The sequence below is a fragment of the Citricoccus sp. NR2 genome (genome assembly GCF_027594385.1).
Classification (GTDB): Bacteria; Actinomycetota; Actinomycetes; order Actinomycetales; family Micrococcaceae; genus CmP2.
In genome coordinates, this window is sequence record NZ_CP115154.1 from 1,099,098 (window position 1) to 1,123,685 (window position 24,588).

The 24,588-nt window shown below is 65.6% G+C and carries 20 protein-coding genes and 3 pseudogenes; 17 read left to right on the top strand and 6 right to left on the bottom strand.

Translation table 11 applies throughout. The features are described from left to right. The first annotated feature begins 38 nt into the window (after window positions 1-38). From O1A05_RS05120 to O1A05_RS05140, 5 genes are all read left to right on the top strand, one after another. The gene (locus O1A05_RS05120; protein ID WP_270106979.1) at window positions 39-1,040 is read left to right on the top strand and encodes a CPBP family intramembrane glutamic endopeptidase; all 1,002 of its coding nucleotides are present in this window, start codon (window positions 39-41) and stop codon (window positions 1,038-1,040) included. After that, window positions 1,033-2,463, top strand: coding sequence for an MATE family efflux transporter (locus O1A05_RS05125; RefSeq protein ID WP_442867666.1), 1,431 nt, complete (start codon window positions 1,033-1,035; stop codon window positions 2,461-2,463). Before O1A05_RS05120 ends, O1A05_RS05125 begins: the two co-directional genes overlap by 8 nt. Before the next feature lie 79 nt (window positions 2,464-2,542). Next, window positions 2,543-2,797 (top strand): hypothetical protein, encoded by a 255-nt coding sequence (locus O1A05_RS05130; RefSeq protein ID WP_270106980.1) that lies wholly within the window; start codon window positions 2,543-2,545, stop codon window positions 2,795-2,797. Window positions 2,798-2,832: 35 nt separating this feature from the next. Next, window positions 2,833-3,447: a hypothetical protein gene (locus O1A05_RS05135; RefSeq protein ID WP_270106981.1), complete on the top strand. Its 615-nt coding sequence runs from the start codon at window positions 2,833-2,835 to the stop codon at window positions 3,445-3,447. 116 nt (window positions 3,448-3,563) lie between these two features. Beyond that, the gene (locus O1A05_RS05140; protein WP_270106982.1) at window positions 3,564-3,971 is read left to right on the top strand and encodes a hypothetical protein; all 408 of its coding nucleotides are present in this window, start codon (window positions 3,564-3,566) and stop codon (window positions 3,969-3,971) included. 72 nt (window positions 3,972-4,043) lie between these two features. On the opposite strand, the pseudogene O1A05_RS05145 reads toward O1A05_RS05140, so the two are convergent. From O1A05_RS05145 to O1A05_RS05155, 3 genes and pseudogenes are all read right to left on the bottom strand, one after another. After that, window positions 4,044-4,462 (bottom strand): annotated as a pseudogene (locus tag O1A05_RS05145) (transposase); the annotation flags it as partial. A gap of 247 nt (window positions 4,463-4,709) precedes the next feature. Further along, window positions 4,710-5,573: an alpha/beta fold hydrolase gene (locus O1A05_RS05150; protein WP_270106983.1), complete on the bottom strand. Its 864-nt coding sequence runs from the start codon at window positions 5,571-5,573 to the stop codon at window positions 4,710-4,712. A gap of 27 nt (window positions 5,574-5,600) precedes the next feature. Next, window positions 5,601-6,017, bottom strand: coding sequence for a hypothetical protein (locus O1A05_RS05155; RefSeq protein ID WP_270106984.1), 417 nt, complete (start codon window positions 6,015-6,017; stop codon window positions 5,601-5,603). 153 nt (window positions 6,018-6,170) lie between these two features. Between O1A05_RS05155 and O1A05_RS05160 the strand changes: the two genes are divergently transcribed. Continuing rightward, the gene (locus O1A05_RS05160) at window positions 6,171-7,094 is read left to right on the top strand and encodes a LysR family transcriptional regulator (RefSeq protein ID WP_270106985.1); all 924 of its coding nucleotides are present in this window, start codon (window positions 6,171-6,173) and stop codon (window positions 7,092-7,094) included. Between the two features lie 187 nt (window positions 7,095-7,281). On the opposite strand, the pseudogene O1A05_RS05165 reads toward O1A05_RS05160, so the two are convergent. Next, window positions 7,282-8,076: pseudogene (locus O1A05_RS05165) on the bottom strand (Tn3 family transposase); the annotation flags it as partial. Window positions 8,077-8,179: 103 nt separating this feature from the next. Here O1A05_RS05165 and O1A05_RS05170 point away from each other — a divergent pair. Continuing rightward, window positions 8,180-8,853: pseudogene (locus O1A05_RS05170) on the top strand (IS5 family transposase). A gap of 11 nt (window positions 8,854-8,864) precedes the next feature. On the opposite strand, the gene O1A05_RS05175 reads toward O1A05_RS05170, so the two are convergent. Next, window positions 8,865-9,818: an HpcH/HpaI aldolase/citrate lyase family protein gene (locus O1A05_RS05175; protein WP_270106986.1), complete on the bottom strand. Its 954-nt coding sequence runs from the start codon at window positions 9,816-9,818 to the stop codon at window positions 8,865-8,867. 245 nt (window positions 9,819-10,063) lie between these two features. On the opposite strand from O1A05_RS05175, the gene O1A05_RS05180 reads away from it, so the two are divergent. The 10 genes from O1A05_RS05180 (at window position 10,064) to O1A05_RS05225 (ending at window position 22,909) form a co-directional block, all read left to right on the top strand. Beyond that, window positions 10,064-11,719, top strand: coding sequence for a thiamine pyrophosphate-dependent enzyme (locus O1A05_RS05180; protein WP_270106987.1), 1,656 nt, complete (start codon window positions 10,064-10,066; stop codon window positions 11,717-11,719). A gap of 96 nt (window positions 11,720-11,815) precedes the next feature. After that, window positions 11,816-12,334: a DUF779 domain-containing protein gene (locus tag O1A05_RS05185; RefSeq protein ID WP_270106988.1), complete on the top strand. Its 519-nt coding sequence runs from the start codon at window positions 11,816-11,818 to the stop codon at window positions 12,332-12,334. After that, the gene (locus tag O1A05_RS05190) at window positions 12,331-13,767 is read left to right on the top strand and encodes a GAF domain-containing protein (RefSeq protein ID WP_270106989.1); all 1,437 of its coding nucleotides are present in this window, start codon (window positions 12,331-12,333) and stop codon (window positions 13,765-13,767) included. Before O1A05_RS05185 ends, O1A05_RS05190 begins: the two co-directional genes overlap by 4 nt. Before the next feature lie 213 nt (window positions 13,768-13,980). After that, on the top strand, window positions 13,981-15,504 hold the full coding sequence (gene adh / locus O1A05_RS05195) for an aldehyde dehydrogenase (RefSeq protein WP_270106990.1): 1,524 nt from the start codon (window positions 13,981-13,983) through the stop codon (window positions 15,502-15,504). Between the two features lie 109 nt (window positions 15,505-15,613). After that, entirely contained in the window at window positions 15,614-16,633 is a 1,020-nt protein-coding gene (gene adhP / locus O1A05_RS05200) for an alcohol dehydrogenase AdhP (protein ID WP_270107509.1), read from the top strand. A 326-nt stretch (window positions 16,634-16,959) separates the two neighbouring features. After that, window positions 16,960-18,921 carry an HNH endonuclease signature motif containing protein gene (locus O1A05_RS05205; protein ID WP_270106991.1) on the top strand — a complete coding sequence of 654 codons (1,962 nt, stop codon included), beginning with the start codon at window positions 16,960-16,962 and terminating at the stop codon, window positions 18,919-18,921. 68 nt (window positions 18,922-18,989) lie between these two features. After that, window positions 18,990-19,508, top strand: a complete 519-nt coding sequence (locus O1A05_RS05210; RefSeq protein ID WP_270106992.1) for a PH domain-containing protein — start codon at window positions 18,990-18,992, stop codon at window positions 19,506-19,508. Further along, entirely contained in the window at window positions 19,505-21,076 is a 1,572-nt protein-coding gene (locus O1A05_RS05215) for a PH domain-containing protein (RefSeq protein ID WP_270106993.1), read from the top strand. Before O1A05_RS05210 ends, O1A05_RS05215 begins: the two co-directional genes overlap by 4 nt. A 10-nt stretch (window positions 21,077-21,086) precedes the next feature. Further along, a complete protein-coding gene (locus O1A05_RS05220) occupies window positions 21,087-22,235 on the top strand; it encodes a sensor histidine kinase (protein WP_270106994.1) in 1,149 nt (382 codons plus the stop codon). Beyond that, entirely contained in the window at window positions 22,232-22,909 is a 678-nt protein-coding gene (locus tag O1A05_RS05225; protein ID WP_270106995.1) for a response regulator, read from the top strand. The genes O1A05_RS05220 and O1A05_RS05225 overlap by 4 nt, the downstream gene beginning before the upstream one ends. Before the next feature lie 47 nt (window positions 22,910-22,956). Here the strand turns inward: O1A05_RS05225 and O1A05_RS05230 are convergent, their stop codons facing one another. After that, the gene (locus tag O1A05_RS05230; RefSeq protein ID WP_270106996.1) at window positions 22,957-24,495 is read right to left on the bottom strand and encodes an amidohydrolase family protein; all 1,539 of its coding nucleotides are present in this window, start codon (window positions 24,493-24,495) and stop codon (window positions 22,957-22,959) included. Window positions 24,496-24,588: the final 93 nt, after the last annotated feature.

The following is a 24,588-nucleotide window of genomic DNA, read 5'->3' on the forward strand; positions in this document are numbered from 1 at the left end:
CCGACGATGAGCTCAGCGCCGGTCGATAGGATGGCCGGATGAGCACTCCCAACCCGAATCCGCCCGAGTACGGCGCGCCCGAACCTACCTCGACGACGGCGACCACAGCCGGTCCGGCGATCCCCGCGGGCTGGCCGCCGTCATATCGGCGCGGTGGATCCGGCGGCTACGGGAAGCCGCAGCCGGGCACCCCCTGGGCCCCGGATGTGCGCCCGGGCCGATTCCTGTGGCGGGACCTGCTCGCCGTACTCGCCTACATCGGGTTGTTCGTCATCGGGCTGGGGTCCCTGTTCATTGCCATCCCGGGCGCGATGGACGTGGCGGCCGCGATCGCCGGTACCGAACCCACCACGCCCGAGCAGATGGTCGCCGATCCGGGGTCGGCGTCGTCGTCGGCCGCCCTGTTTTTCGTCAACCTGGTCAACTACTCACTGCTCGCCTTGCTGGCACTGCTGGCCAGCGGGGGGCACCTGATCCAGTCGATGGCCACCTTCCGTCGGCTCTGGGGCCTGAAGCTGCTACTCATCCCCGGGTTGTGGCTGGGCAGCATCACCCTCTCCATGCTGATCGTGATGTTCCTGGGGGACCCGGTCACCTCCGACAACCAAGCCGCGCTGGAAGGCATGACCACGGTGGTGCCGATGTGGATGATGCTGCTGGTCACTGTGGTGCTCGGGCCCTTCGTGGAGGAGTACCTGTTCCGCCACCTACTGGTCGGCAAGCTCTCCCGCTACCTCACCGTGTGGGTCACCGCCCCGCTGTCGGTGTTGTTGTTCGGCGGGATTCACTTCCTCGGCTCCGGGACGTTCGACGTCATCGCCGCGGTGCCGTACGTCGTCCTCGGCGCCGTGATCACGGGAACGTATATCGCGTTCCGATTTTCACTGGCCTATGCCTACGCCCTGCACCTCTTCAACAATCTGGTGGCCGTGCTGATGCTGTACCTGGTGTACCCGGTGCTCGAGCAGTACCGGGAGATGCTGCCGGATGGCACGCTGCCGGGGGTGGTGAGCGCGTTGCGCCTGATGACCGGTGTCTGAGCAGTCTGAGCAGACGGAACAGTCGGAGCCGACCTCGGTGCACGACGACGCCCGGCCGCTGTCCCGCCAGATTCTGGCCCTGGCGGTTCCCGCGCTCGGCGCACTGGTCGCCGAACCGCTGTTCTTGCTCGCCGACACGGCCATTATTGGGCACCTCGGCACCGCAGAGCTCGCGGGAGTGGGGCTGGCCACCACCGTGCTGCACACCGCCACCGGACTGCTGATCTTCCTCGCCTATTCGACGACGCCTGCGGTGGCGCGCCTGGTCGGATCCGGCCGGATGGCCGACGCCCTGGCCCGCGGCCGCGACGGCATCTGGCTCGGGGTGCTGCTGGGTGCGCTGCTCGGTCTGGTGGGTTGGCTCACCGCGCCCGGATTGATCGCCGTCCTCGGCGCCGACCCGGCCACAGCACTGCACGGCCACGCCGTCGACTATCTGCGCTATTCCATGTTCGGTTTGCCGGCCATGCTGGGCGTGCTCGCCGCCACCGGGGTGCTACGTGGGCTACAAGACACCCGCACTCCGCTGGTGGTGGCCGGTGTCGGATTCGGCATCAACATCGCCACCAACTTCCTCTTCGTGTACGGATTCGGCTGGGGTGTGGCCGGCTCCGCCGCGGGAACCTCCGCTATTCAGTGGTGCATGCTGCTGGCATTCCTCGGGGTGATCGTGGGCCGGGTACGCTCCGACCAACTCACGGGGCTGAGCTGGCGGCCGCGCTGGTCCGGGATCCGGGCCACCGCCCAATTCGGGTCCTGGTTGCTGGTGCGCAACGCGGCCATGCGTGCTGCGATCTTAGCCACCGTGCTGATGGCCACCTGGATGGGCACCACCACGCTGGCCGCCCATCAGCTGGTGTTCATCGTCTACTCCACCCTGGCCTTCGCCCTGGACGCCCTGGCCATCGCCGCCCAGGCGCTGATCGGCCGTGAACTCGGTGCATCTCGGGAAGCCACCGCCCGGGAGCTCACCCGCACCATGATCCGCTGGTCGCTGTGGTTCGGGGTGATCACCGGGGTGGTGCTCGCCGCGCTCGCCTGGGTGCTGCCCGCCGGTTTCACCCCCGACCCCGAGGTGCGCGCCGCCGCCACGGCCGGGCTGCTCGTCATCGCCGTCACCCAACCGCTGGCCGGATACGTGTTCGTGCTCGACGGCGTGCTCATGGGCGCTGGAGACGCCCGCTACTTGGCGTTGGCCTCGGTGGTGAACCTGGTGGTGTACCTGCCCGGTCTCGCCCTGCTCGCCTGGTGGCTCACCGCCGACAGCGGGGGAGACGGCGGAATATCCGCGCTGAGTACGCCTGCGCTCGTGGGGCTGCTCTGGCTGGGCTTCTCCGGCCTGTACCTGGCCGCCCGTGGGGTCACCCTGTGGTGGCGGATCCGCGGCGACAAATGGATCCGCCTGGGCGCCGAGCACCTGTGAATCTGCTGAGTGTCGAACCCGAGGCGGGAAAGAGCCCTTGAGGCCCGCGCCGACCTCGTGAAAGGTTCGATGCTGTTTGTTGCCTGAACACCACGGCACCACCGGAACCGCCGCTCTCGGCCTCGCCGCGGGCATGCTGGCGATGGCTTTACCGGCCCAGGCTGACACCCACGCGGAGTGGTTCAACAACAAGAGCATCTGCCAGCAGGCCACCGACGCGCGCGTGGCCCACTACCGCGCCTCCGGCTACACCGTCAGCGTGCAGTCCTACTGCAGGGGCGAACAGTACATCGGGTACATGCCCCAGTACTACTCGAAGATCTACTACAACTGATCCCGGGCGGTTGCGCCCACCACTAGACTGGGTCCGTGGCTGTAACGAAAATTGACCCCGCGATCTCATCCGTCCTGTTCAAACCGGTGCTCATCCGCGCCGGGGTGTCCCTGATTTTCGCGGTGGTCGCGTTCATCATCCAGGAACCCAGCCACGCCGTCACCAGCTTCGGTGTCGCCATCTACCTGCTACTCTCCGGCACCGCCCTGTGGGAGTACCTGCGGCGCGAACCGGTGCCCGAGGCGATGCGCTCGCCGCTGTCGATGGCCTGCGCAGCCTGGTGTCTCGGCGCCATCGTCGTGGTGGGTGTGCACTTGTTTGAGGCCCCGATGTGGGCGACGGCGGTGGCCGTGGGGGCGGCCTACCTCGTGGGCGGCGTCGCGGAACTGGTGGCCGGTGTGCGCCACCGGAGGGACTTCATCCCGGCGCGCGACCAGATCCTGGCCGGCGGTGTCAACACCCTGGCCGGGCTGGGACTGATCATCTGGTGCACCACCTTCAACGACCACCAGGTCCTGGGGCTGACCGGCGCGGTGGCATTCATCATCACCGTGATCACCGCGGTGGCCGGCATCGGTTTCTGGCTCGACGCCCGCGCAGCCGCGAAGGCCGGACATACCGAGGCGAAGAAGCAGACCGGTCTGCGCTGATCCCACGCTGACGGCGGAACTGCCCCGTCTCGTTTCGTCTTCCCCCGTCTTCAACGACTAGACTGGCCGGGTGCCGTTTCACCGGGCACTATCTGCCGAGCCGAGGAGTGTGAACCGTGGGTCAGCCTTCGAAGAAGAAGGGCTTCACCGCATCGATCAAGGCACCCCTGATCTTCTCCGCCGTGCTGGGCCTGGTCGGTGGCGCTATTGCCACCTTCGCCACCACCGGCGGCACGGATAAGCCGCTGCGCATCGATATCGGCCTCATCGCCTTCGGCGTCTTCTTCATGGTCTCCCTCGTGGTGGTCGCCATGTTGCAACTGGCCTCGAAGGACAACCCGAATCACCTCTCCGAGGGATCCGGCATCAACCGGTCCTCTGCGGAACTGCACCGGGCGGCGATCGCCAAACAGCGCCAGAAACTGCGCGAAGAGCGCGAAGCTGAACAGCGCCGTGCCCAGGGCGACAGCGAGCCTACCTACGGTCAGCGCCGCCCCCATGATCAGGACGGCGCAGCACAGTAGGTGCGGAGCGGTGGGGCTGCCGCTCTAGGGTGTGTCTCTTTATTCGGTTAATGCTGAACACCACACCACCGTGGCCCGGTAGGTGCGTGCCGCGATCTTCACTCCCAGCTCACGCATGACGCGTACGATCGACTCGACGGCGAAGCCCTCCGAGCACATCTGGTCGTTGAAGCCCATCATCAGCGGGTGCGGGGGTCGAGTTCCGCCGCGAAGAAAGTCGTTGCCGCGCGCAGGAGCATCACCACTTCACGCAGTCGACGGTTCTCAGCTTTGAACCGCTTGACCTCGGCATGTTCATCGCTGGTCTGACCTTCCCGGGTACCGGCATCGATCTCGGCTTGGACTACCCACCGGCGAAGCGACTCAGCTCCCACGCCTTCTTAACGGGCAACGGCTGCGATCGCCTTCGCGTTCGATGGGTATTCCGCTCGGTGCTCGAGCACCAGCCTGACCGCTCGTTCGCGGACCTGGGCATCAATCTTCTTCGGCATGAAGCCATCCTCTCAGCTCGAAAAGATACGGCATCAAACCTGGGACGGTTCAGAGTCCTCGTCAGACGGTTGGGGGCGAGGTGAAAGGGCGACGGGCGCGAGTAAAGATCTGGGTGGGGTTTGAGGTACGCGAGCCGCGGACCGCCCGTGTTGGGGGGGGGTCCGCGGCTCGATTCCAGCTACCGGATGTCACCTGGTGCGTGTGGAGCGACGCAGGTGTGGCTGGTGCTGGTTGGTACAGCGCTGATTAGACGCTGGCCGTGGCCTTCTTGTTCTTTACGATTTCGAGGGCCTGCTTGAGGTAGGTCCCGAACACGGGGTAGTTCTCGCTCATCGGGAAGTGGCCGATTTCCTTCATTTCGATGAACTCCGCGTTGCGGATCTCACCGGCGGTCCGGGCCCCATCTTCGGGGGTAGTGAGGTAGTCGTACTCTCCGGTCATAAGTACGACAGCGCACTGATCGGTGTCGATTTCTCCGAGCTTCCCGCGCAGGTCGTGGTCGACGGAGTAGAAGTGCAGGTCTCCCTTGAACGCTTCGGAGCCTTGGGAGTAGTAGAACCATGTCTTCCACCGGTCCGCGTCGGGCGACTGTGGGGCCATGAGGTCCCACGTTCCACTCGCGCACACCTGGGCGGCGTTGGCATGGGGATGGTTCCACCAGTCCAAGTAAAAGCCGGGAGAGTAATCCGCCCCTTCGACGGGGATTACCGCATCGAATCGATCCGGGCGTCGGTGCGCGAGCTGGAGGGCGATGTTACCGCCGAAGGAAGAGCCCATGAAGATCGGGTTCTCCAATTCCAGTGCGTCGCACAGGGCGAGGATGAAGTTGGCGTAGTGGTCTGCAGTGAGCTTGTACTCCTCAGTCCACCATTCGGTGTTTTCCGGTGGGTCTGATTTTCCGTGGCGGGGCAGATCGTAGGCGATGACCCGGTAGTTTGCGGTGATCTCCTCGTCTTCTAGTAGGCCGCGCCACTGGTGATTGTGAGCGCCGGCGGTGTGCTGACAGATCAGCGGCTGCCCGGTGCCGTTCTCGAGGTAGAACACCTTGTATTCCAGTCCGTCGACGTCGACGGTGACATAGTGCCCGGTTACTGGTGAGATGCGAGACATAAGTTTTCCTCCTGGTTCAGGGGTCAGTTAGGCATTGAGGCAGGGGATGCCAGTGGTGCGGAGCAGTTCAATCTGGCGAGTCACGCAGCGCAGGTTCTGCATGAGCACGAGGATGTCGCCTTCCAAGCGCATGTCCCGCTGGAACGTGGCGGCCCAGATGCCGTGGAACATCGGCTTGGGCATGTCCGCACCAAATTCCCTCCAGGTCGCTGAGCTGGCTTTGATGGCGAACTGGTACGCCACATCCAGTGGACCGGGGTCGATGGTGATCTCGGCGACTTTGCCGGCGTTCATCCGAATGACGAAGAGGTGATCCTCCATGTCCAAAAGGTAGGAACAAGTGAAATATTTCCCATGTGCCCCGATTTCCGGGTCGTTGTCATTGGCCTGCGTGAAGGCCTCGACCCATTCCTGGGCCGAGGGCGCTTTAGTGGTGGCAGTCATGTTGTAGTCCTTCCCGCCTAACGTTTGTGAGTCCGTGGTGTTCACCTCTTCAAGTAAAACGTGACGCAGGTCACAAAGTCCAAGACGTCTTTTCGATGGGCCGATAGGCCCAGGCTATTGCTCAGTACAGTGACTCGGTCGTACCCTGGGCCTATGCAACCACCTTTCGAGCTACGGGTTTTGCGCTACTTCGTCACTGTCGCTGAAGAGTTGCACTTCGGACGCGCTGCCACCCGGCTCCACATCGCCCAGCCGTCCCTCAGTGTGCAGATTCGAAATCTCGAACGCTCCCTAAACACGCCTTTGCTGAACCGCACCGGCCGCGGTGTGACCCTTACCCCGGCCGGGGAGGTTCTCTTGGGGCACGCACGGGACCTTTTGATGGCCGCTGAGGTAGCAGCATCCCTCACCAAACAGGCTGCCCGAGAGCCCAGCCGAAAGCTGGTCGTGGGGTTTCAGTCCAATGCCGCAGCCGAACTCACCCGCACCATCTTGGAGGCCTATCGCTACAGCAACCCAGCTGTCGAGGTAGAAATGCGCTCATTCCCTTTCAGCGACCCGACCGCGGGTTTGGCAGATGGCAGTTCCGACGTGGCATTCGTTCGGCCCCCGTTGCCACCGTTCAAGGACCTCCGCGTGGCGACCCTTTTCACTGAGCCCAGGGTTCTGGCCGTGTCCAATGAGTCCAACTGGGCGTCGCGATCCTCAGTGCACGTAGATGAACTCCTCGAGGAGCCCTTCGTGGCGAGGAACGCTCCGGATCTCTGGAGAGATTTCTGGTTGGCTACCGAAGCGCGTCACAGCCATGCACCAGTCATCGGATCCGATGTCAGCACCGTCGACGAGTGTTTCGAGGCGATCCTCAGCCAAAAAGGCATCGCTTTCACCCAGGCTTCTACACAGCGCTTCTACAGCCGGCCCGGCCTGTCCTTCATCCCCGTTACGGGACTCGCTCCCTCCGTGGTCAGCATCGCTTGGAGGCAGGACAATGAACACTGGGCAGCACGAACCTTCGTCGAAACGGCTAAGTTCACTGCACTGAGCACTCCGCATCCACAGACCTCTCAGCTAATCTGATTCGAACCTCGGACTACAGCTTAATCTGTAAGCGTTCGGTGACATGCTTGGAGCATTCGAACTGAGTAGGCTCACGCTTGGACGTGAGCTGCGGGACAGGCATGAGTCGCTGGGACATAACCAACTGGCCGTGTGCCAACCACAGCAAACCCGGCAAATGCAGACCGTTGCCAGTAAGCGACCCCAGGTAGCGGGTGTGCCACAGGATGATCGCGTTCAGGACCACCCCAAGGGCACCGAGCTGGTCTTCCTGCCCTTCCCGGTAGGACTGGCGTATCTGACCCCTCCGGCCGTGGAAAATGAATCTGGCCAGGGCGTGCCGGGATTCCTGCAGCGTCAACTGGGTATAAATGTGCCGGCGGTAGCTCTCATCAATATCGATGAAGTCCAACAGATGCTCGGTCTTGGCTATCCTGCCGTACTCCGCCAATGCTTTTCCGAGCAGGCTTGGTGTCCCGCTGCCCTGGGTGACCCGAAGGATTTCTGAGGCGCGCACGGTCCCTGTAGTCAGGGATCCGGCAAAGCCGAGCGTGTCCGGCTAGTTGGCCGTGATGAGCTCCATGTTGATGCGGTTGCGGCCGACTACCGCGTTCAGCTTTCCGTAGTCAGCTGGGGTGTCGATACGCCAGAACCGTTGGTCCGGCAACCCTGCCAGACGGGATGAGAACCGGTATTCGAGCAGGGTGAAGAGCCCGAAAATCTGGTCCGAGTAGGAGGCCGTGTCGGTGGCGACCATCTCGGGGCTTTGACCGCCGTCAAGATCGAGTAGCCCATCCAGGATGTGCAGGGAATCGCGGACCGTTCCCGGGACGACGACGGCACCCAGGCCGGAGACCTGATCGTTGAGATAGTTAAGCCAAGTCAGGCCGCGCCCCGGGACGAAGTAGCGCGGATTCGCCCCGGCGTTGACGGTGGCCACCGGCACCACGAACAGCATCCCGTCAACGGATGCCAGCAGGCCTGTTCCCCAGCGCTGCGCTAGGGCGTGTCTCTTAGATAGTCGTGATGCTCTTTGAGGCGCTGGAATCGTCAGTTCTCGATATCGTCTGCTAACTGACGCTCGATGGGACTTGATCGCTGGCTTCATGCCAGATTCCACCGGACGGCGCGGTCGTCCCTTCAACGACCATCAGCGACGGCCCGAGGCAGTCCGTGTGGAAATGCCACCGCCGCTTCAGCAACGACGGTACCTGGGACACCCTCCTCGGTGCCTTGCTCTCGCAAGCCGGAGCGCGCGGACTGATCGACTGGGAGGTGTCGGTGGACTCGACTATCAATCGCGCCCATCAGCATGGCACTAACCTCACCCGCACCACAGGGGGACTTATCGAATCACAAGAATCTGCTGACCGAGCCTGAAGGCCACGCCGTGGGCCGCTCCCGCGGTGGCCTGAGCACGAAAATCCATGCCCTGATCGATGGCAACCGCCGACCCCTGGTACTGATGCTGGGGCCAGGACAGTCCCGGGATGCCCCGATATTCCCGAACCTCATGGATGTCGTGAAGATGGAGAAACAAGGTTCCGGGGCCGCAAGGAAACGGCCCGAGAAAGCCCTGGCGGACAAGGCGTACTCATCCAAGGCAATTCGCACGTACCTGAGGCAACAAAACATCAAATGCGTGATCCCGGAACGATCAGACCAAATACCGAACCGGAAGCGCAAGGGGTCAGCCGGCGGGCGGCCAGTGTCTTACGACAAGCTCGCGCTGACCTACCGGGCCACGGTGGTGGTGTGGAGTTCAGCATTAACCGAATAAAGAGACACACCCTAGTAATGGAACGTATCTGACGGCGCCGTGGTGGAGGCATCGTCTCCGGAGGACTCCGGTCGCCACGTCACCCCGAACGCCTCGGCCAGAGCCGTGATCTTGTTCGCCCGCGCCAGGCGCGGCAAATCTGAACCGTTGCGAATCTGACCGCCGTCGGCCTCGAAATCCACCAAGAACTCGTGCGCCCAGCCCAGCTCCTCCTGCGACGGCGAGAGCCCCTCATTAATAGCGGCGCACTGCTCCGGGGTCAGACACAGCTTGCCCGACATGCCAAACTCCGCCGTCACCGCGGTCGCTTCGGCCAGCTTCACGCCGGTGGAACCGACCGTCGGCCCATCAATCGCCGCCGGTAGGCCCGTGGCCTTCGCGGCAATGGTGAACTGGCTGCGGGCGTAGGCCAGGGCCATCGGCGACTCCCCGAACCCGGTATCGCGGCGGAAATCGCCGATGCCGAACGCCAGCCGGAACGTGCCCTTGGCGGCGGCAATCGAATTGATCCGCTGCAGTCCGCGCGCGGTCTCCACCAGCGCAACCACCGGCACGCCGGGCAGCTTCGCGGCGGTCTCGTTGACGTGATCGGTGGACTCCACCATCGCGAGCATCACCCCGAGCAGTCCGCCCTCACGCTGCGGACCACCCAGTCGGGAGCTGATCACCTGCGCCAGCGCCTCAACGTCGTCCGCCCACCACCTGCTCCCGTAGCCGTTGATACGCACCCACCCGGTGTGACCGGATGCGAGCCAGTCGAGCACATGCGCCCGAGCGGCATCTTTCCCCTGCGGGGCAACGGCGTCCTCAATGTCCAACACGACGACGTCGGCGGGGGATTCTTCCGCGGCAGCGAACCGTTCCGGTTGGACGGCGTTGACGAGAAGCCAGGATCGGGCAAGATCGGCGGTCAGCTTCTGACCCGGTGTGGTGGTGAACTCTGCGGTGGCCACGGGAAACGACACGATGAACTCCTGATGAAACGGGGATGGTGCGCGCTGATGCGAGACGGCGCAGCAGAAAAGCGAAACAACGCGGATCGGCGTCGGCGCGAGCGGCCAGGCAAGGTGGCTGGCCCGAGGAGTCCGGGTGTGGACGTTGCGCACCAGCATAATCGGTTCGTGACACACATTGCCACAGCGACGGGACGGGCGCGGAATCTGGTGTACGTTGATCCAAACCTGCGCCGAACCACACCCAAGGAGAATCCATGTCCGAGTCCGTTGCCCAGCCGTCGAAAAAATCGGCCGGTCACCTCATCGTCGATACTCTGGTGGCCCACGGCGTCCAGCGCATCTATTCGGTTCCCGGAGAGTCCTATCTGGACGTGCTCGACGGTTTGCATGACTCGCCCATCGAGAACGTGATCTGCCGTCACGAGGGTGGCGCGGCGTACATGGCTGAGGCTGACGGCAAGATGAACTCCGTGCCCGGTGTGGCCATGGTGACCCGCGGCCCCGGTGCCGCCAACGCCCACGTGGGCCTGCACACCGCCTGGCAGGACTCCACTCCCATGGTGCTCTTTGTCGGTCTGATCCCCTTCGAGCACCGTGACCGGGAAGCGTTCCAGGAGTTCGACCCGCACGCCTGGTTCGGTACCGGTGCCAAGCGCGTCATGGTGCTGGACCACCCCGAGCGCGCCTCTGAGATCGTGGCCGAGGCCATGTTCGCCGCGAACTCCGGGCGCCCCGGCCCCGTCGTCGTCGGCCTGCCCGAAGACGTCATCAAGGTCGAGGTGGAGAATCAGCTGCACCCGCAGATCCCGATCGCCGGCGGCGGCATGACCGTCACCGACTGGAAGGCGCTGCACGACGCGCTGCGCAACGCAGAGAAGCCGCTGTTCATCACTGGCGGCAACGACTGGACCCGCGACGGCGCGGAATCGCTGACCGCCTGGCTGGAGGACCACCACATCGCCGCGGCCGCGGAGTGGCGGACCGAGGGCACCGTGCCGTTCCATTCGCCGTCGTATGTGGGCCCCATCGGCTACGGCCGCCCCAAGCCCACCTACGACCTGCTGGAAGAGACCGATTTGATCGTCTTCGTCGGCACCGTTCCCGGCGACGTGATCACCGACGGGTTCAACATCCGCCAGAACTGGGAGAAGAAGAACTTCATCGTCACCATCGACCCGTCCCTGCGCGGCCGCTCCGGCCCGGTGTCGTTTCAGATCGTGGCCAAGCCAGACGTGTTCGTGCGCGACCTGGTGCTGATGGATCTGGAGGTGAAGGACTCCTGGAAGACCTGGACGGCGAAGATGCGCGCCCAGCAGGAGGAATTCGCCGCGCTGCCCGCCGCCGAACCGCTCGAGGGCCCGGCCACCATGGACATGATGATGTCGCACCTGGTGCCCTCGCTGCCCGAGGATTCGATGGTGACCTTCGGCGCCGGCGAGCACACCAACTGGGCGCACCGGTACTTCCCGACGGAGTCCTACGCCTCGATGATCTCCGCACGCAACGGCTCCATGGGCTACTCGGTCCCCTCGGCCGTGGCCGCCTCGCTGAACTACCCCGGTCGCCGCGTGGTGACCATCGCCGGTGACGGCGAGTTCCTGATGAACGGCCAGGAGCTGGCGACGGCGACGCAGTACGGCGCCACCCCGCTGGTGATCGTGATGGACAACCAGGAATACGGCACGATCCGCACCCACCAGGAGCGCGACTATCCGAACCGGATTTCCGGCACCCAGCTGAAGAACCCCGACTTCGCCGCCATGGCGGAGGCGTTCGGCGGCTTCGGCGTCAAGGTGACCGAGAACTCCGAGATCCCGGGTGCGCTCGAAGCCGCGCTGAGCGCCATTGACAACGACGGCCGCTTCGCCCTGATCCACTTGGTGGTCGAGCAGCGCAAGAAGGCGTACTGAGCCGACTGACTGACGAGCTGAGCCGGAGCGGACGACGGCGCAACGAGGACGGCTGCACAGTGACGCAGGCCACACTGGTTTGGTAGTCTCGGCGGCATGAGTACCGATCATGCTGACCCTGTTGCGCCCGCCGTCGCGCTGGAGGCGCGCCCGGAGGTGGAGGGCGAGTCCATCTCCCGCGTGGCGATGACCCACGAGGCCCTCGAGTTGCTCCAGAAGCTGCGCGGCATCCACGGCGAGCTGATGATCCATCAGTCCGGGGGCTGTTGCGACGGGTCCTCGCCCATGTGCTATCCGGAGGGCGACTTCCGCACCGGTGACTCCGACATCCTGCTCGGCACCTTCGAGTTGCCCGCCGCTGACACCTCGGATGCCTCCGACGACGTCGCGGGTGACGCCAGGGGTGCCGGAGAGTTGCCGTTCTGGATGAGCCGGGAGCAGTTCGAGTACTGGAAGCACACCCACCTGACCCTCGACGTCGTCGACGGACGCGGGGCCGGGTTCTCGGTGGAGGCGCCCGAAGGGAAACGCTTCCTGATCCGCTCGCGACTCATGAACCCCGCCGAGACGGCTGATACTGCTGGAGTTGCTGAGCCCGACCCGAGCGCGCCGTGAGCGTCCAGCAGCCCTCGGCCGACGCCTACCAGCACCGGGTGGAGCTGGCCCGCGACGCCCTGCGCACCCTGTCTCGCGGCTCACCGCGTCCCCCCTCGGAGGCCCTGCGCTCGGTGCGCCCCGATGTGCTCGCCTCCTGGCAACGCTCCCTGGAGGCCCACCGTGACCCGCAGCGCGTCTCCGTGCCCTTCGCCGTGCCGACGGCCGACCTGGATTCCGCGCGTCGGCAGCACGCCCTGGCCGCAGCGCTCCCGGTGATCCGCACCCTGCTCATCGACCCCGCGGCCGACGCCGGACTCATCACTGCCCTGGGCAACGCCGACGGTCACCTGCTCTGGGTGGAGGGCGACGAACTCGCCGCGCGCCGGGCCGAATTGATGGGCTTTGTCCCCGGGGCCGATTGGTCGGAAGCCTCGGTCGGCACCGCCGCCCCCGGAGCCGCACTGGCCACCGGCCGTCCATCGCAGATCAGCCGCGCCGAACACTTCAGCCCCCTGGTCCACCCGTGGAGCTGCTCCGCCATGCCGGTGCGCAACCCCGCTACCGGTGAGATTGTCGGCGTCATCGACGTCACCGGCGGCGACGACGCCGTCAGTCCGCTCGCTTTCTCACTGCTACGTGCCACTGTGACCGCGGTGGAATCGTTGTGGCGCAACCAGCTGACCACCGAAGAGCTGCACACTGATCCGGAGTACGGGCTGAGCCTGCACCAGATGATCCTGCCCCTCTCTTCGCCTGCCTCCTCGCTGTCCCGGCCGCCAGTACCGCGGCCCGGTCGTGCCGAAGCTCGCGGGGTCGCCCGCCCGCTGGCCGCTCCGACGTCGTCGACCACCCCGCCGTCCGCAGCGGTGATTCACGTGACTGGCCAGCTGCCCCCGCGGGTGAGCCGACGCGAACTGAGCCTGCGCCACGCTGAAATTCTCACGCTGCTCGACTGGCACAGCGCCGGACTCGACGGCGCCGCCCTCGAAGAGTTGCTGTACGGGGAGGCCGCGCCCGGAGTCGAGTCCCGGGCCATCACGTTGCGTGCCGAGATCCATCGCCTGCGCCGGGCGCTGAGCTCCCAGGACTGCCCGCTGGCTGTCTCCGCCCGGCCTTACCGGCTCGACGGCGAGATCCGCACCGACGCCGCCCTGGCTCGCGAATCACTGCGCGACGGCGATGTGCAGGACGCGCTCGCCGCCGCCGTCGGACCCGTGCTGCCGCACTCGGACGCCCCCGGCATCGTGCAGATCCGCGAAGAACTCGCCGGTGCCCTGCGCGAAGCGGTGCTCCAGGACGCCGATGCCACCCAACTCTGGCACTACCTCACCCGCCCGGAGGCGGCTGATGATGAGGAACTGTGGCTGATGGCGCTGCGCCTGCTGCCCGCGGAATCGCCCCGCCGCTCGCTCGTGGTGAGCACCCTGGAACGCCTCCGCGCCCAGCGCTGACCTGGCACGTTGCCGTTCGTCGCGCCCTGAAACTCCCTGATGCAACCTGTTGCGTCGTCGTCGAGCAACCTCCCCGCAACGTTACTGTGACTAGGCTCACACTTATACGGGGTCGCTTCGGAGGCGCAGCTTGGACGCCGTTCCTTCTGAGACCCGCTGCCAGTGCCGAGGCGGCCCCGTGCCAACCCGGTCACCGAGCTACAGGAGCACATCATGACTGTCTACGCGAACCCCGGCACCGACGGCGCTGTCGTCGAGTTCAAGTCCCGCTATGAGCACTACATCGGCGGGGAGTGGGTGGCCCCCGTAAAGGGACAATACTTCGAAAACGTCACTCCCATCACCGGTCAGGTCTTCTGCGAGGTCGCCCGCGGCACCGCCGAAGATATCGAAGCGGCCCTCGACGCCGCCTGGGCTGCCGCACCCGCCTGGGGCAAGACCTCCGTGGCCGAGCGCGCCGGTATTCTGAACAAGATCGCCGACCGGATCGAGGCCAACCTCGAAAAGATCGCCGTCGCCGAATCCTGGGACAACGGCAAGGCCGTCCGCGAAACCCTCAACGCAGACATTCCGCTCGCCGTCGATCATTTCCGCTACTTCGCCTCGGCCATCCGCGCCCAGGAGGGTTCGCTCTCCCAGATCGACGAAGACACCGTGGCCTACCACTACCACGAACCGCTCGGCGTGGTCGGGCAGATCATCCCCTGGAATTTCCCCATCCTGATGGCGGTCTGGAAGCTGGCGCCGGCACTGGCCACCGGCAATGCCGTCGTGCTCAAGCCTGCCGAGCAGACTCCGGCGTCGATCATGGTGCTCATCGACCTGATCGGCGACCTGCTGCCTCCCGGCGTCGTCAATATTGTCAACGGGTTCGGCCTGGAAGCCGGCAAGCCGCTGGCCTCGAACAAGCGGATCCGCAAGATCGCGTTTACCGGTGAAACCACCACCGGCAGGCTCATCATGCAGTACGCCTCCGAGAACATCATCCCGATCACCCTGGAGCTGGGTGGCAAATCGCCGAACATCTTCTTCGAGGACGTCGCAGCGCAGGACGACGCGTTCTGGGATAAGGCCCAGGAAGGCTTCACCATGTTCGCGCTGAACCAGGGTGAGATCTGCACCTGCCCGTCCCGCGCGCTGATTCAGGAGTCCATTGCGGATCGGTTCCTCGACGCCGTCGTCGCCCGCACCCAGAAGATCGTGCAGGGCAACCCTCTGGACACCGACACCATGATGGGTGCGCAGGCCTCCAACGATCAGCTCGAGAAGATCCTCTCCTACCTGGATATCGGCAAGCAGGAGGGCGCTGAGGTACTCACCGGCGGTGGACGCGCCGAGCTCGACGGCGATCTGGCCGGCGGGTTCTACGTGCAGCCCACCATCTTCAAGGGGTCTAACAGCATGCGAATCTTCCAGGAGGAGATCTTCGGTCCCGTCGTCTCGGCTACCACGTTCAACGACTACGACGACGCGCTGTCCATTGCGAACGACACCCTGTACGGCCTCGGCGCCGGCGTGTGGTCCCGCAACGGCAACACCGCCTACCGTGCCGGCCGCGAAATCCAGGCCGGACGCGTGTGGGTGAACAACTATCACGCCTACCCGGCCCACGCCGCGTTCGGCGGGTACAAGTCCTCCGGCATCGGGCGTGAGAACCACCTGATGATGCTGGACCACTACCAGCAGACCAAGAACCTGCTGGTCTCCTACACCGAGAACAAGCAGGGCTTCTTCTAAACCTGATCGCCCCGTCTGCCGCCCGGCCACCGGGCACCACCTGAAAGACCGTCAGCAACACCTGCCCTAGGTTGTTGCGCCGAGAAAAAACAGTCATTAAGGAGTCATGATGAGCACCATGAAAGCCGCCGTCGTCGAGAAGTTCGGCGATGATCTCCACGTCACTCAGACCGAACGCCCCACGCCGGGGCAGCACCAGGCGCTGGTTCGCCTGATCTCTACCGGCGTATGCCACACCGACCTGCACGCCGCCGAGGGTGACTGGCCGGTCAAGCCCTCTCCCCCGTTCATCCCCGGACACGAGGGAGTCGGCGTGGTGGAAGAAGTCGGTCCCGACGTCACCGAAGTCAAAGTGGGCGACACGGTGGGCAATGCCTGGCTGTGGAGCGCTTGCGGCCACTGTGAACACTGCCGGACCGGCTGGGAGACCCTGTGCGAGTCGCAGCTCAACGGCGGGTACTCGACGGACGGCTCCTTCGGCGAGTACATGCTGGTGGACGCCCGCTACGCCCCGATCATTCCCGAGGGGTCGGACCCCTACGAAGTCGGTCCGGTGCTGTGTGCCGGGGTGACGGTGTACAAGGGCCTGAAGCGCACCGAGGTCCGCCCCGGTCAGTGGGTGGTGATCTCCGGAATCGGCGGACTCGGCCACATCGCGGTGCAATACGCGGTGGCGATGGGTATGCGCGTGATCGCCGTCGATATTGCCGACGACAAGCTGGCGCTGGCCGAGAAGCACGGTGCCGAGATCACGGTGAACGCCAATGTGCAGGACCCGGAGCTGGTGATCCAGGAGAAGGTCGGCGGTGCACACGGCGTGCTGGTGACCGCGGTACACCCGAAGGCGTTCGGCCAGGCGATCAACATGACCCGTCGCGGCGGCACCATCGTGTTCAACGGGCTGCCCCCGGGCGACTTCCCGGCGCCGATCTTCGACATCGTGCTCAAGGGTCTGACGATCCGCGGTTCGATCGTGGGCACCCGTCAGGACATGGTGGAGGCGCTGGAGTTCTACGCCGCCGGCAAGATCCACCCCACCTACCACCGGCGCCCGCTGGAGGACATCAACGACGTGCTGGAAGAGATGAAGCACGGCAAGATCGAAGGGCGCGTGGTGATCGAATACTGATCAAGTGGTGAACACCGTCGACTGATCACGACGGACGACGGCGGCGGAGCCGATTCCGCCGTCTGTTCCAGGGCCCGGCTGCCGCCTGCGTGCGGTGGCCGGGCCCTGTGCTGTGTTGGGGCTGTGGGTGGGTGCTGTGTGCCAGGTCAGGCCGCGGAATCTGGCGGTCCTGAACTCCAGTCCAGAAAAATGTTCGAGACCACTTGTGCCTTCATGCGAAAGTGTGTACTCTAGATGTAGAACGTATGAATTATGGATAGCTGATATTAGATCTCCAAAGATCTCGTTTGTTGTTCGATGGTGATACGGCATCCTGGAGTGAGGTGATGAGCGTGGCGGCACTGCCCTTGAGTGATGAGGCGCTGCCTTCCGCGCCGGAACCGCGGTCGGGGCGCGACGCGAATGCGCGTGACTCGGAGGTTCGGAATCTGAGCGGTCACTCCACCGCGGAACTGTTGGAGTTGGTTTCGGTGGGGCTACAGGAACTCACCGATCGGCTGGTGGATCCGGAAGCGTTACGGGGATTCGCCGTCTTCCGTGAGGTTCGCTCCGGTCCCTCGGCCCAGGATTGGGGTACCGGCTGGAGCGCTGACGGTGCTGCTGACGGTGTGGACACGGACGAGACTCCGGCGGATGATCCCTTTGCGGAGAAGACGGTGCCGACGCGGATTCCCGCGTATCACTGTGAGGATCCGGAGGCGTCGCTGCCGCAGGCGGTGCGCACCGTCGAGTCGATGGCCCGCCGGGTCGATGCCCTGCAGATTCGGCTCACCGGGCTGGTCGCGGACACCTTCAACCACGAGGCGGATCGGCCGGAGTTCCTCGGGGTGCCGGCCGGACGGGTGATGTACAAACACCACACTGCCTACCTGCGTCATCTCACCCACGTGGGTGGCAAGGAGATCGCACAGCGCCTCGACACGGCACGCCGCCTGTATCGGAACCCCGCCGCCGGAGCGCTGCTCGTTGCGCACGCCGTCGAGAATTCTGCTAAGGGCGCGGGTGATCCCGGTGTGACGACGGAACGCGGCGCTGCGGCAGACGGCGCGGGCATGGGCACGGCAGATGCTGCCCAAGGAGCGCGCGATGACGTCTCGAACCCGCGGGACTTCCTGTTGTCGACGGCGGCGCAGGCGTTCCATCGGGGCGAGGTCACCGAGCGGGCCCTGCGATCGGTGATCACCTCGATGGCTGGGGCCGCTGACACCGCGGAGAAAGTCTCCTATGACCGGGGCAAGGCGAATTCACTGCTGAAACAGGGCGAGGCGCTACTCACCGGATCCGCGCGCGATCTCGACGACGACAATTTCTTCCAGGCCGCGGCACGCTGGCGTCAGCTGGCCGAGAACCTCATCAACCCCGATGGCGAGCTGCCCGAAGATGAGCATCGGGAGCAGAAATGCCGGATTCGGTATCGCGGTCGGAACCGGGATGGCAATCACGACTGGGAAATGAGCCTCGACGACGTCAGCCACGAGCTGATGGAGACCATGTGTCAGGCCGCGAACAACCCGGCCGGCCGGACCCTCGAGGGGGAGACCCCGTTCATCAACGACGGCGCGGAAGCTCCCGAGATTCCCGGGGGACAGACCGCGGCAGCCGAGACCCCCGAGGGCGACCCGGTGGGTGACATGGACCGGCGCACGTGGGGTCAGCGAGCCCTGCACGCCGTGCTCATGGTGCTGCACGCCGGACTGCGCTCGCCGTCGAACAAGCTGCCCGACCACGGAACCACTCGGCCGGTGGTCATGGTCACCATGGACTACGCCACGATGATGCGCCAGGCGCACGCGGCAAACCTGCTGCCGGCCGGATTCGACCTCTCGGTGATCGAACCGTACCGGAAGCCTGAGTTGTTTCTCTCGGAGGGGCAGTACTCGGGGCCGATTCGTCCCGCTCACCTCCGGGAACTGCTGGTGGAGGCAGATCTGATGCCGGTGGTGCTCGGCGGCGCGGGCCAGGTGCTCGACGTCGGAACCAGAAAGCGGTTCTTCGACGGGCATCTCCGGGCGGCAGTGGCCGCTCGCGATGGCGGCTGCGCGGCCCCGGGATGCACGGCGCCGATTTCCTGGTGTCAGACCCATCATCATCAACCCGTGCGCGAGGGTGGAGCGACCGCCGTCAACAATGGGGTGCTGCTGTGCCGGCACGACCATGCCTTGGCCGATCGCGGTGACTGGCAGATCGAGTTCATCGACGACGTCCCCTACTTCCGGGCGCCGATCTACCATGACCCCTGGCAGACCCCGCGCCGCAACACCTACTGGCGGTCCGGCGCGAACGCATGATGGCACGACCGACGAAAGCATGACCAACGGCACCTGTGCGGGCGCGCCCGAATTCCTACAGTGAAAACATGAACGCTTCTGATTCAGGACCACAGCACGCGGCGCTCCGATTGCGGCTACCGGAGCACCGGGTCCAGCGCCGCGCCATCGGCTGGTGGATGCTGCAGTCGCTGATCCTCATGGTGCCGCTGCTCGCCGCGACCATCGTCGTCTTCTTCTGGTGGGAGGCCGGGCGGCCGTGGACGCTGGTTGCGATCGGTGTGGCGGCGCTGCTGCTAGTGGTCGCCGTCGTCATCGAACCGCTGGTGCGCTACCGGGTGCACCGCTGGGAGACCACCTCAGAAGCGGTCTACGCGCGCAACGGCTGGGTGGTGCAGGAATGGCGGGCGGCGCCGCTGTCGCGCGTGCAGACGGTGGACGCGGTGCGCGGACCGATCGAGCAGATGCTGGGGCTGGCCACGCTACGCGTCACCACCGCCTCCTCCTACGGCGCCATCGACATCGGCGGATTGGACCACGCCACGGCGACCCGCTTGGCCGAAGAACTGACACAGATCACCCAGCAGACCCCCGGAGATGCGACATGACCGCCGAATGGCAACGACTCAGCCCGCGCATCATTTGGGTCGACCTGGTGATCAGCGTGCTCGCGCTACTCCCAGCGCTGGTGGCGATCGTGGTGTTCGACGTCGAGGCAGGGGCAGGGCAGTTGTGGCCGCTCATCGGGCTGGCAGCGTTTGGGGTGTTCGGCGCGCTCGCCGACATTGTGCGCTGGGCTGTGACCCGATTCCGGGTGTCGCCGCGGCACGTGGAGCTGAAGACCGGGCTGTTCGTGCGGAAGCACCGATCGGTGCAGCGCGATCGGATCCGCAGCGTGGACATCGAGGCGAAGCTTCGTCACCGTGTGGCTCGGCTCCGGGTGGTGGCCATCGGCGCCGGACAACAATCGGCGGCTGGAGAATCGGCATTCTCCCTGGACGCGCTGGGGCGTGAGGACGCCCTGGAGTTGCAGCAGCGGTTGCTGAACGATGCTCCGGTGACTGTGACGGAGGAAGACCCGGCCCCGGCGCCGGCTGGTGAGGCACCGCGACGTGTTCTCGCCCGGTTCGAGCCGAGCTGGTTCATCTACAACATGTTCAGTATCTGGGCGTACGTGATGGCCCTGGGAGTGCTCTGGGGCGGACTCTGGGCGCTGAGCACCGTCGGCGTGGACCTCGTGGGATTCGTGATGTCGGCGGCAGACTGGGAGGCGCTCGGAGTACCGGCCACGGTGGCGATCGCCGTCGTGGCGGTGGGCGCCTTCGGAGCGGTCGGGCTCGGGGTGAACTACTTCATCGAGAACTGGGGCTTCGAACTGGACCGGGTCCCTAGCCGCGAGGGCACCATGCTGCGCACGCGCAAGGGACTGTTCACCACCCGCGAGGTGAACCGCGACGAGAATCGGCTGCGCGGGGTGGCGATCACCGAGCCGGTGCTGTGGCGCTGGATGGGCGTGAGCGATACGCACGTGATCACCACCGGTCTGGATGCGTGGTCGTTCGCAGACCCGGCGGCGGTGCTACCCCGAGGTCCGGTGGCGCGGGCGCGTGCGGTGGCGGGCGAGGTGCTCGGTGGTTTCGGCGGTGCTGGTGGTGATGCGAACCCGATGACGCTGCGGCTGCGGAGGCATCCGATCCGGGCGTTGCGTCGTCGTCTGGTGTGGGCCACCGTGGTGGCGCTGGCCGTGTTGACCGTCGGCGTGCTGCTGAAATCAGCGTTGGAGCCAGTGGTGGAGCTGGCGTGGCTGGACTGGACGCTGGTGTTCGGGACGACGGCCGGGGTGTGGGTGCTCGGGCTGCTGCTGGCGGCGGCCGGATATCGGGCACTGGGGCATCGGCTCACCGACGACTATCTCATCACCCGGTCCGGGGCGCTGAATCGGACGACGGCGGTGCTGCAGCGCTCCGCCGTCAGCACGATCATGATCCGCGAATCGCTCTTCCAGCGGCGACTGAAACTGCGCACGGTGGCCGCAATGACCGCGGCGGGCGACGGCCGGTACGACGCCGTCGACGTCGATGCCGGCGACAGCCTCGACCTGGCCCGGCAGTCGGCACCCGGTCTCCTCGAACCGTTCCTCGAGCCTACTGCCCTTGCGGCCGGGCGCCGGGCCTAGACTCGAAGCCATGCGGGAAACCAAGACCGGGATCTGGGCGGGGCTGACCATGGTGGTCGTCGCCGTCATGGTGGGTCTGCCGGCGCTGCTCGGCTACGTCGACCCCCTCCTGCCGCGACCGTTCTGGGTGGTGCTGTACCTGGGCTTCCTGATGTGCGTGGGGCTCTCGGCGAGCTGGAGCCACCGTCCGGTGGCGGCGCGGGTGTTGCTCGCGGTGGCGGTGGTGGTGTCGTGGGCGGTGATACTGACGCTACCGGGCATGGGGCTGGTGCCGATTCTGCTGGTGATCACGGCCGCCGTCAGTGTGGGGCAGGTGCCGCTGTGGGGGTCCGCGCTGCTGATTGTCGCGAACTGTGCGGTGCTCGGGGCGGGGGCGCTACTGTTCGGCTTCCCGCTCCTCGAGGGGTGGCTGCTGCTTGGGTTCTACCTGCTCATCCAGGCGGCCACGGTGCTTAGCTCGGCCACCCTGATGCGGGAGATGGCGTTGCGGCAGCAGCTCGCCGAGGCGCATGTGGAGCTGCGCGCGGCCACGGTGCTGCTCTCGGAATCCACGCGGACCGAGGAGCGGCTGCGGATCTCCCGCGAGCTGCACGACACGATGGGGCACCAGCTCACGGTGCTCACCCTCGAGCTGGAGGCGGCGCGGCACCGCCGCGGCGACCGCGCCGTCGATCATATTGACCGTGCCGACCGGGTGGCTCGCGAGCTGCTCGACAGCGTACGCACCACGGTGGGGGAGCTGCGGCAGACGCCATCGGACCTTACGGAGGCGCTGCGCAGCATGGCTCGTGATCTGCCCGACCTCGACGTCACGATTGAGGTGGACGAGGCGGTGCGGGTGGATGAGTCCCTGCAGACCGCCCTGGTGCGCGGAGTGCAGGAGATCCTGACGAACACGCTGCGGCACGCGCAGGCGCGACGATTGAGCATCGCGGTGACGGCGGAGATGCCCGAGAGAGCGGAGATGCAGCAAGGACGGAGCGAACCGGAGACGGTGTTGCGCGCCGCGGACGACGGCGTGGGGGACCCGCATCCCGAGCCGGGCAACGGGCTGCGCGGACTGCGCGAGCGGTTCGAGGCGCTGGGCGGCAGCGTGAGCGTGGATGGAACAGGCGGAACCGATGGATTTCGGGTGACCGCCCGGGTGCCGGCGCGATGACGCGGGTGGTAGTGGTCGATGACCAGACGCTGGTGCGGCAGGGGATCCGCACCCTGCTCGACATCGCCGAGGTTGAGGTGGTGGGCGAGGCCGACGACGGGCAGGGTGCCCTCGATGTGATCGACCGGAGTCGCCCCGATGTGGTGCTGCTGGACCTGCGGATGCCCCGCTATGACGGGATCTGGACGCTGGAACGGCTGGCGGAGAGGGAGCGGGACGGGGCGGATCACGACGGGGAGCTGGCGCCGCCGGTGCTGGTGCTCACCACCTTCGACGACGACGCGCTGGTGCTCCAGGCACTGCGGGCCGGGGCTCGTGGCTATCTGCTGAAGGATGTGACCGTCGAGCAGCTCACCCGTGCCGTGGAGACCCTGGCCGCCGGCGGAACGTTCATCGCGCCCTCGATTACCGATCGGATGCTACGGGCGCTGCGCGAATTTCCGGATACGCGAACGAGCGCTCACGACGTCGGACCGGCGGCCGAACTCACCGAAAGGGAACTCGAAGTGCTGCGGCTGATGGCCGAGGGATACGGCAACCGAGATATTGCGGGGGTACTGTTCCTGGCCGAGGGTACCGTGAAAAACCACGTGTCGGCGATCCTGCTCAAGCTCGGTGCCCGCGACAGAACGAATGCAGTGCTGCGCGCCCTGCGACTCGGACTACTGCGCTGATCAGGTGCTGCGCTGAGGCGGACCATCCTGCCGTGGTGCGGATCGTGTCACCGGAGCGCAACGGGAGCCGGGGTGCGGTGGGCCGGATCGTCAATCCAGCGGTTGATCCGGCTCGGAGCGTGGCTGCAGGCCGCATAGGAGGCAGCAAAGGCCGGGTGAAAGACCTGGTTCAGCTGGTCGGTGCGGTCCTGCCACGCGTGGATCTCGGGCAGGTAGGCGTTGAATTCGTCGACGATCTGCTGTTCGTCCATCGTCAGGAGCCGGCCATGCTCGACGACGATGACGCCGTCGACGATCACACGCTCCAAGGAACTGCCGTTCTCTGAGTACACCAGCTGGTGATCCAGCCGCTGCCGGGGTGTGAAGTTCAACGTCTTGAGGTCCCACATCAGCACGTCGGCCCGTTTGCCCACTTCGAGGGTGCCGATTCGATCGGCAAGGCGTGCCGAGGCCGCCCCGCCGACGGTCCCGGCGCGTAGGGTTTCGGTGACAGTCGGCCACGCCGTCGGATCCGGGTCGGCAACCTTGTGTAGGAGCGAGGCCATTTTGATCACCTCCAGCAACCGCGGGGTGTCCGAGCTGGACCAGCCATCGGTGCCGAGCCCCAGGTTGACGCCGGCCTCCTGATAGCGCCGCCAGGGCAGCACGCCGGAACCGAGTTTGAGGTTCGACAGCGGGTTGTGCGACACGGAGACTCCGTGCGTCGCCATCAACTCGATGTCCGCGTCGTCGACCCAGATGCCGTGGGCGAAGGTGGTGTGGGGCGAGAGCGCGCCGATATCGCTCAAGTACTGAGGCAGAGATCTCCCGTAGAACTCGGTGCCCGTGACGAGTTGGGTTTTGGTCTCCAGAAGATGGACATGGCATTCGAGATTGTGCCGCATGGCCATCTCCGTCGCGCCGGCGAGCAGATCAGCCGAACAGCGCTGGGGAGCCGACGGTGCCAGCATGTAGCGCAGCCGGTCCTGCCCGGTGCTCTGCACCAGCTCCATGGCCTGGCGGCTGTAGTCCAGATATTCCGCTGCGGTGACCAGGCTCGAGGCACGGATCTGATCGGTGACCTCCCCCGGAAGCCGGTCGGCTACGTACGGGATCGTGTCGATGAAGGGCAGGTTGATGACATGACCGGAGACGTTCGCCCGGATGCCGATGCGGTCGTAGGCGTCAATCACGGCCGCCAGCTGAGCGAGGTCCTGCGTCGGGGTCTCGAGGACGTCGTCGACGACGGTGGTCACCCCCGATTTCAGGTTCTCCAGTGCGAAAAGCTGAGATCGGGCCCGGATGAAGTCCGGTGAGCAGGGGCCGGAGCCGAGCAAGGGGTAGGAGTACAACATCCACAGTTCCAGCGGCATATTGTCGTAGCGCCCTTTGAAGGGAACCTCCCAGGAATGCGTGTGCGCGTTGACGAATCCGGGGGTGACTAGGCGGTCCCGACCGTCGATGATTTCGTCGTCGTCACGGGGAACCAGTGTCGTGCCCAGGTCCGTGATGACGCCGTCGGAGATGCGCAGATCCAAGCGCTCCGGTGTGCTGGACGTCGGATCGGCCAGGGTGATGACGTCGGCGTCGCGGATCAACAGTGACATGAGAGGGTCCTTTTCCTTCGGGGGAACGTGGTCAGAAATCAGAAGTCAGAAATCAGAAAACAGAAGGCAGCGAAAAAGCGACGGAGGAACTGC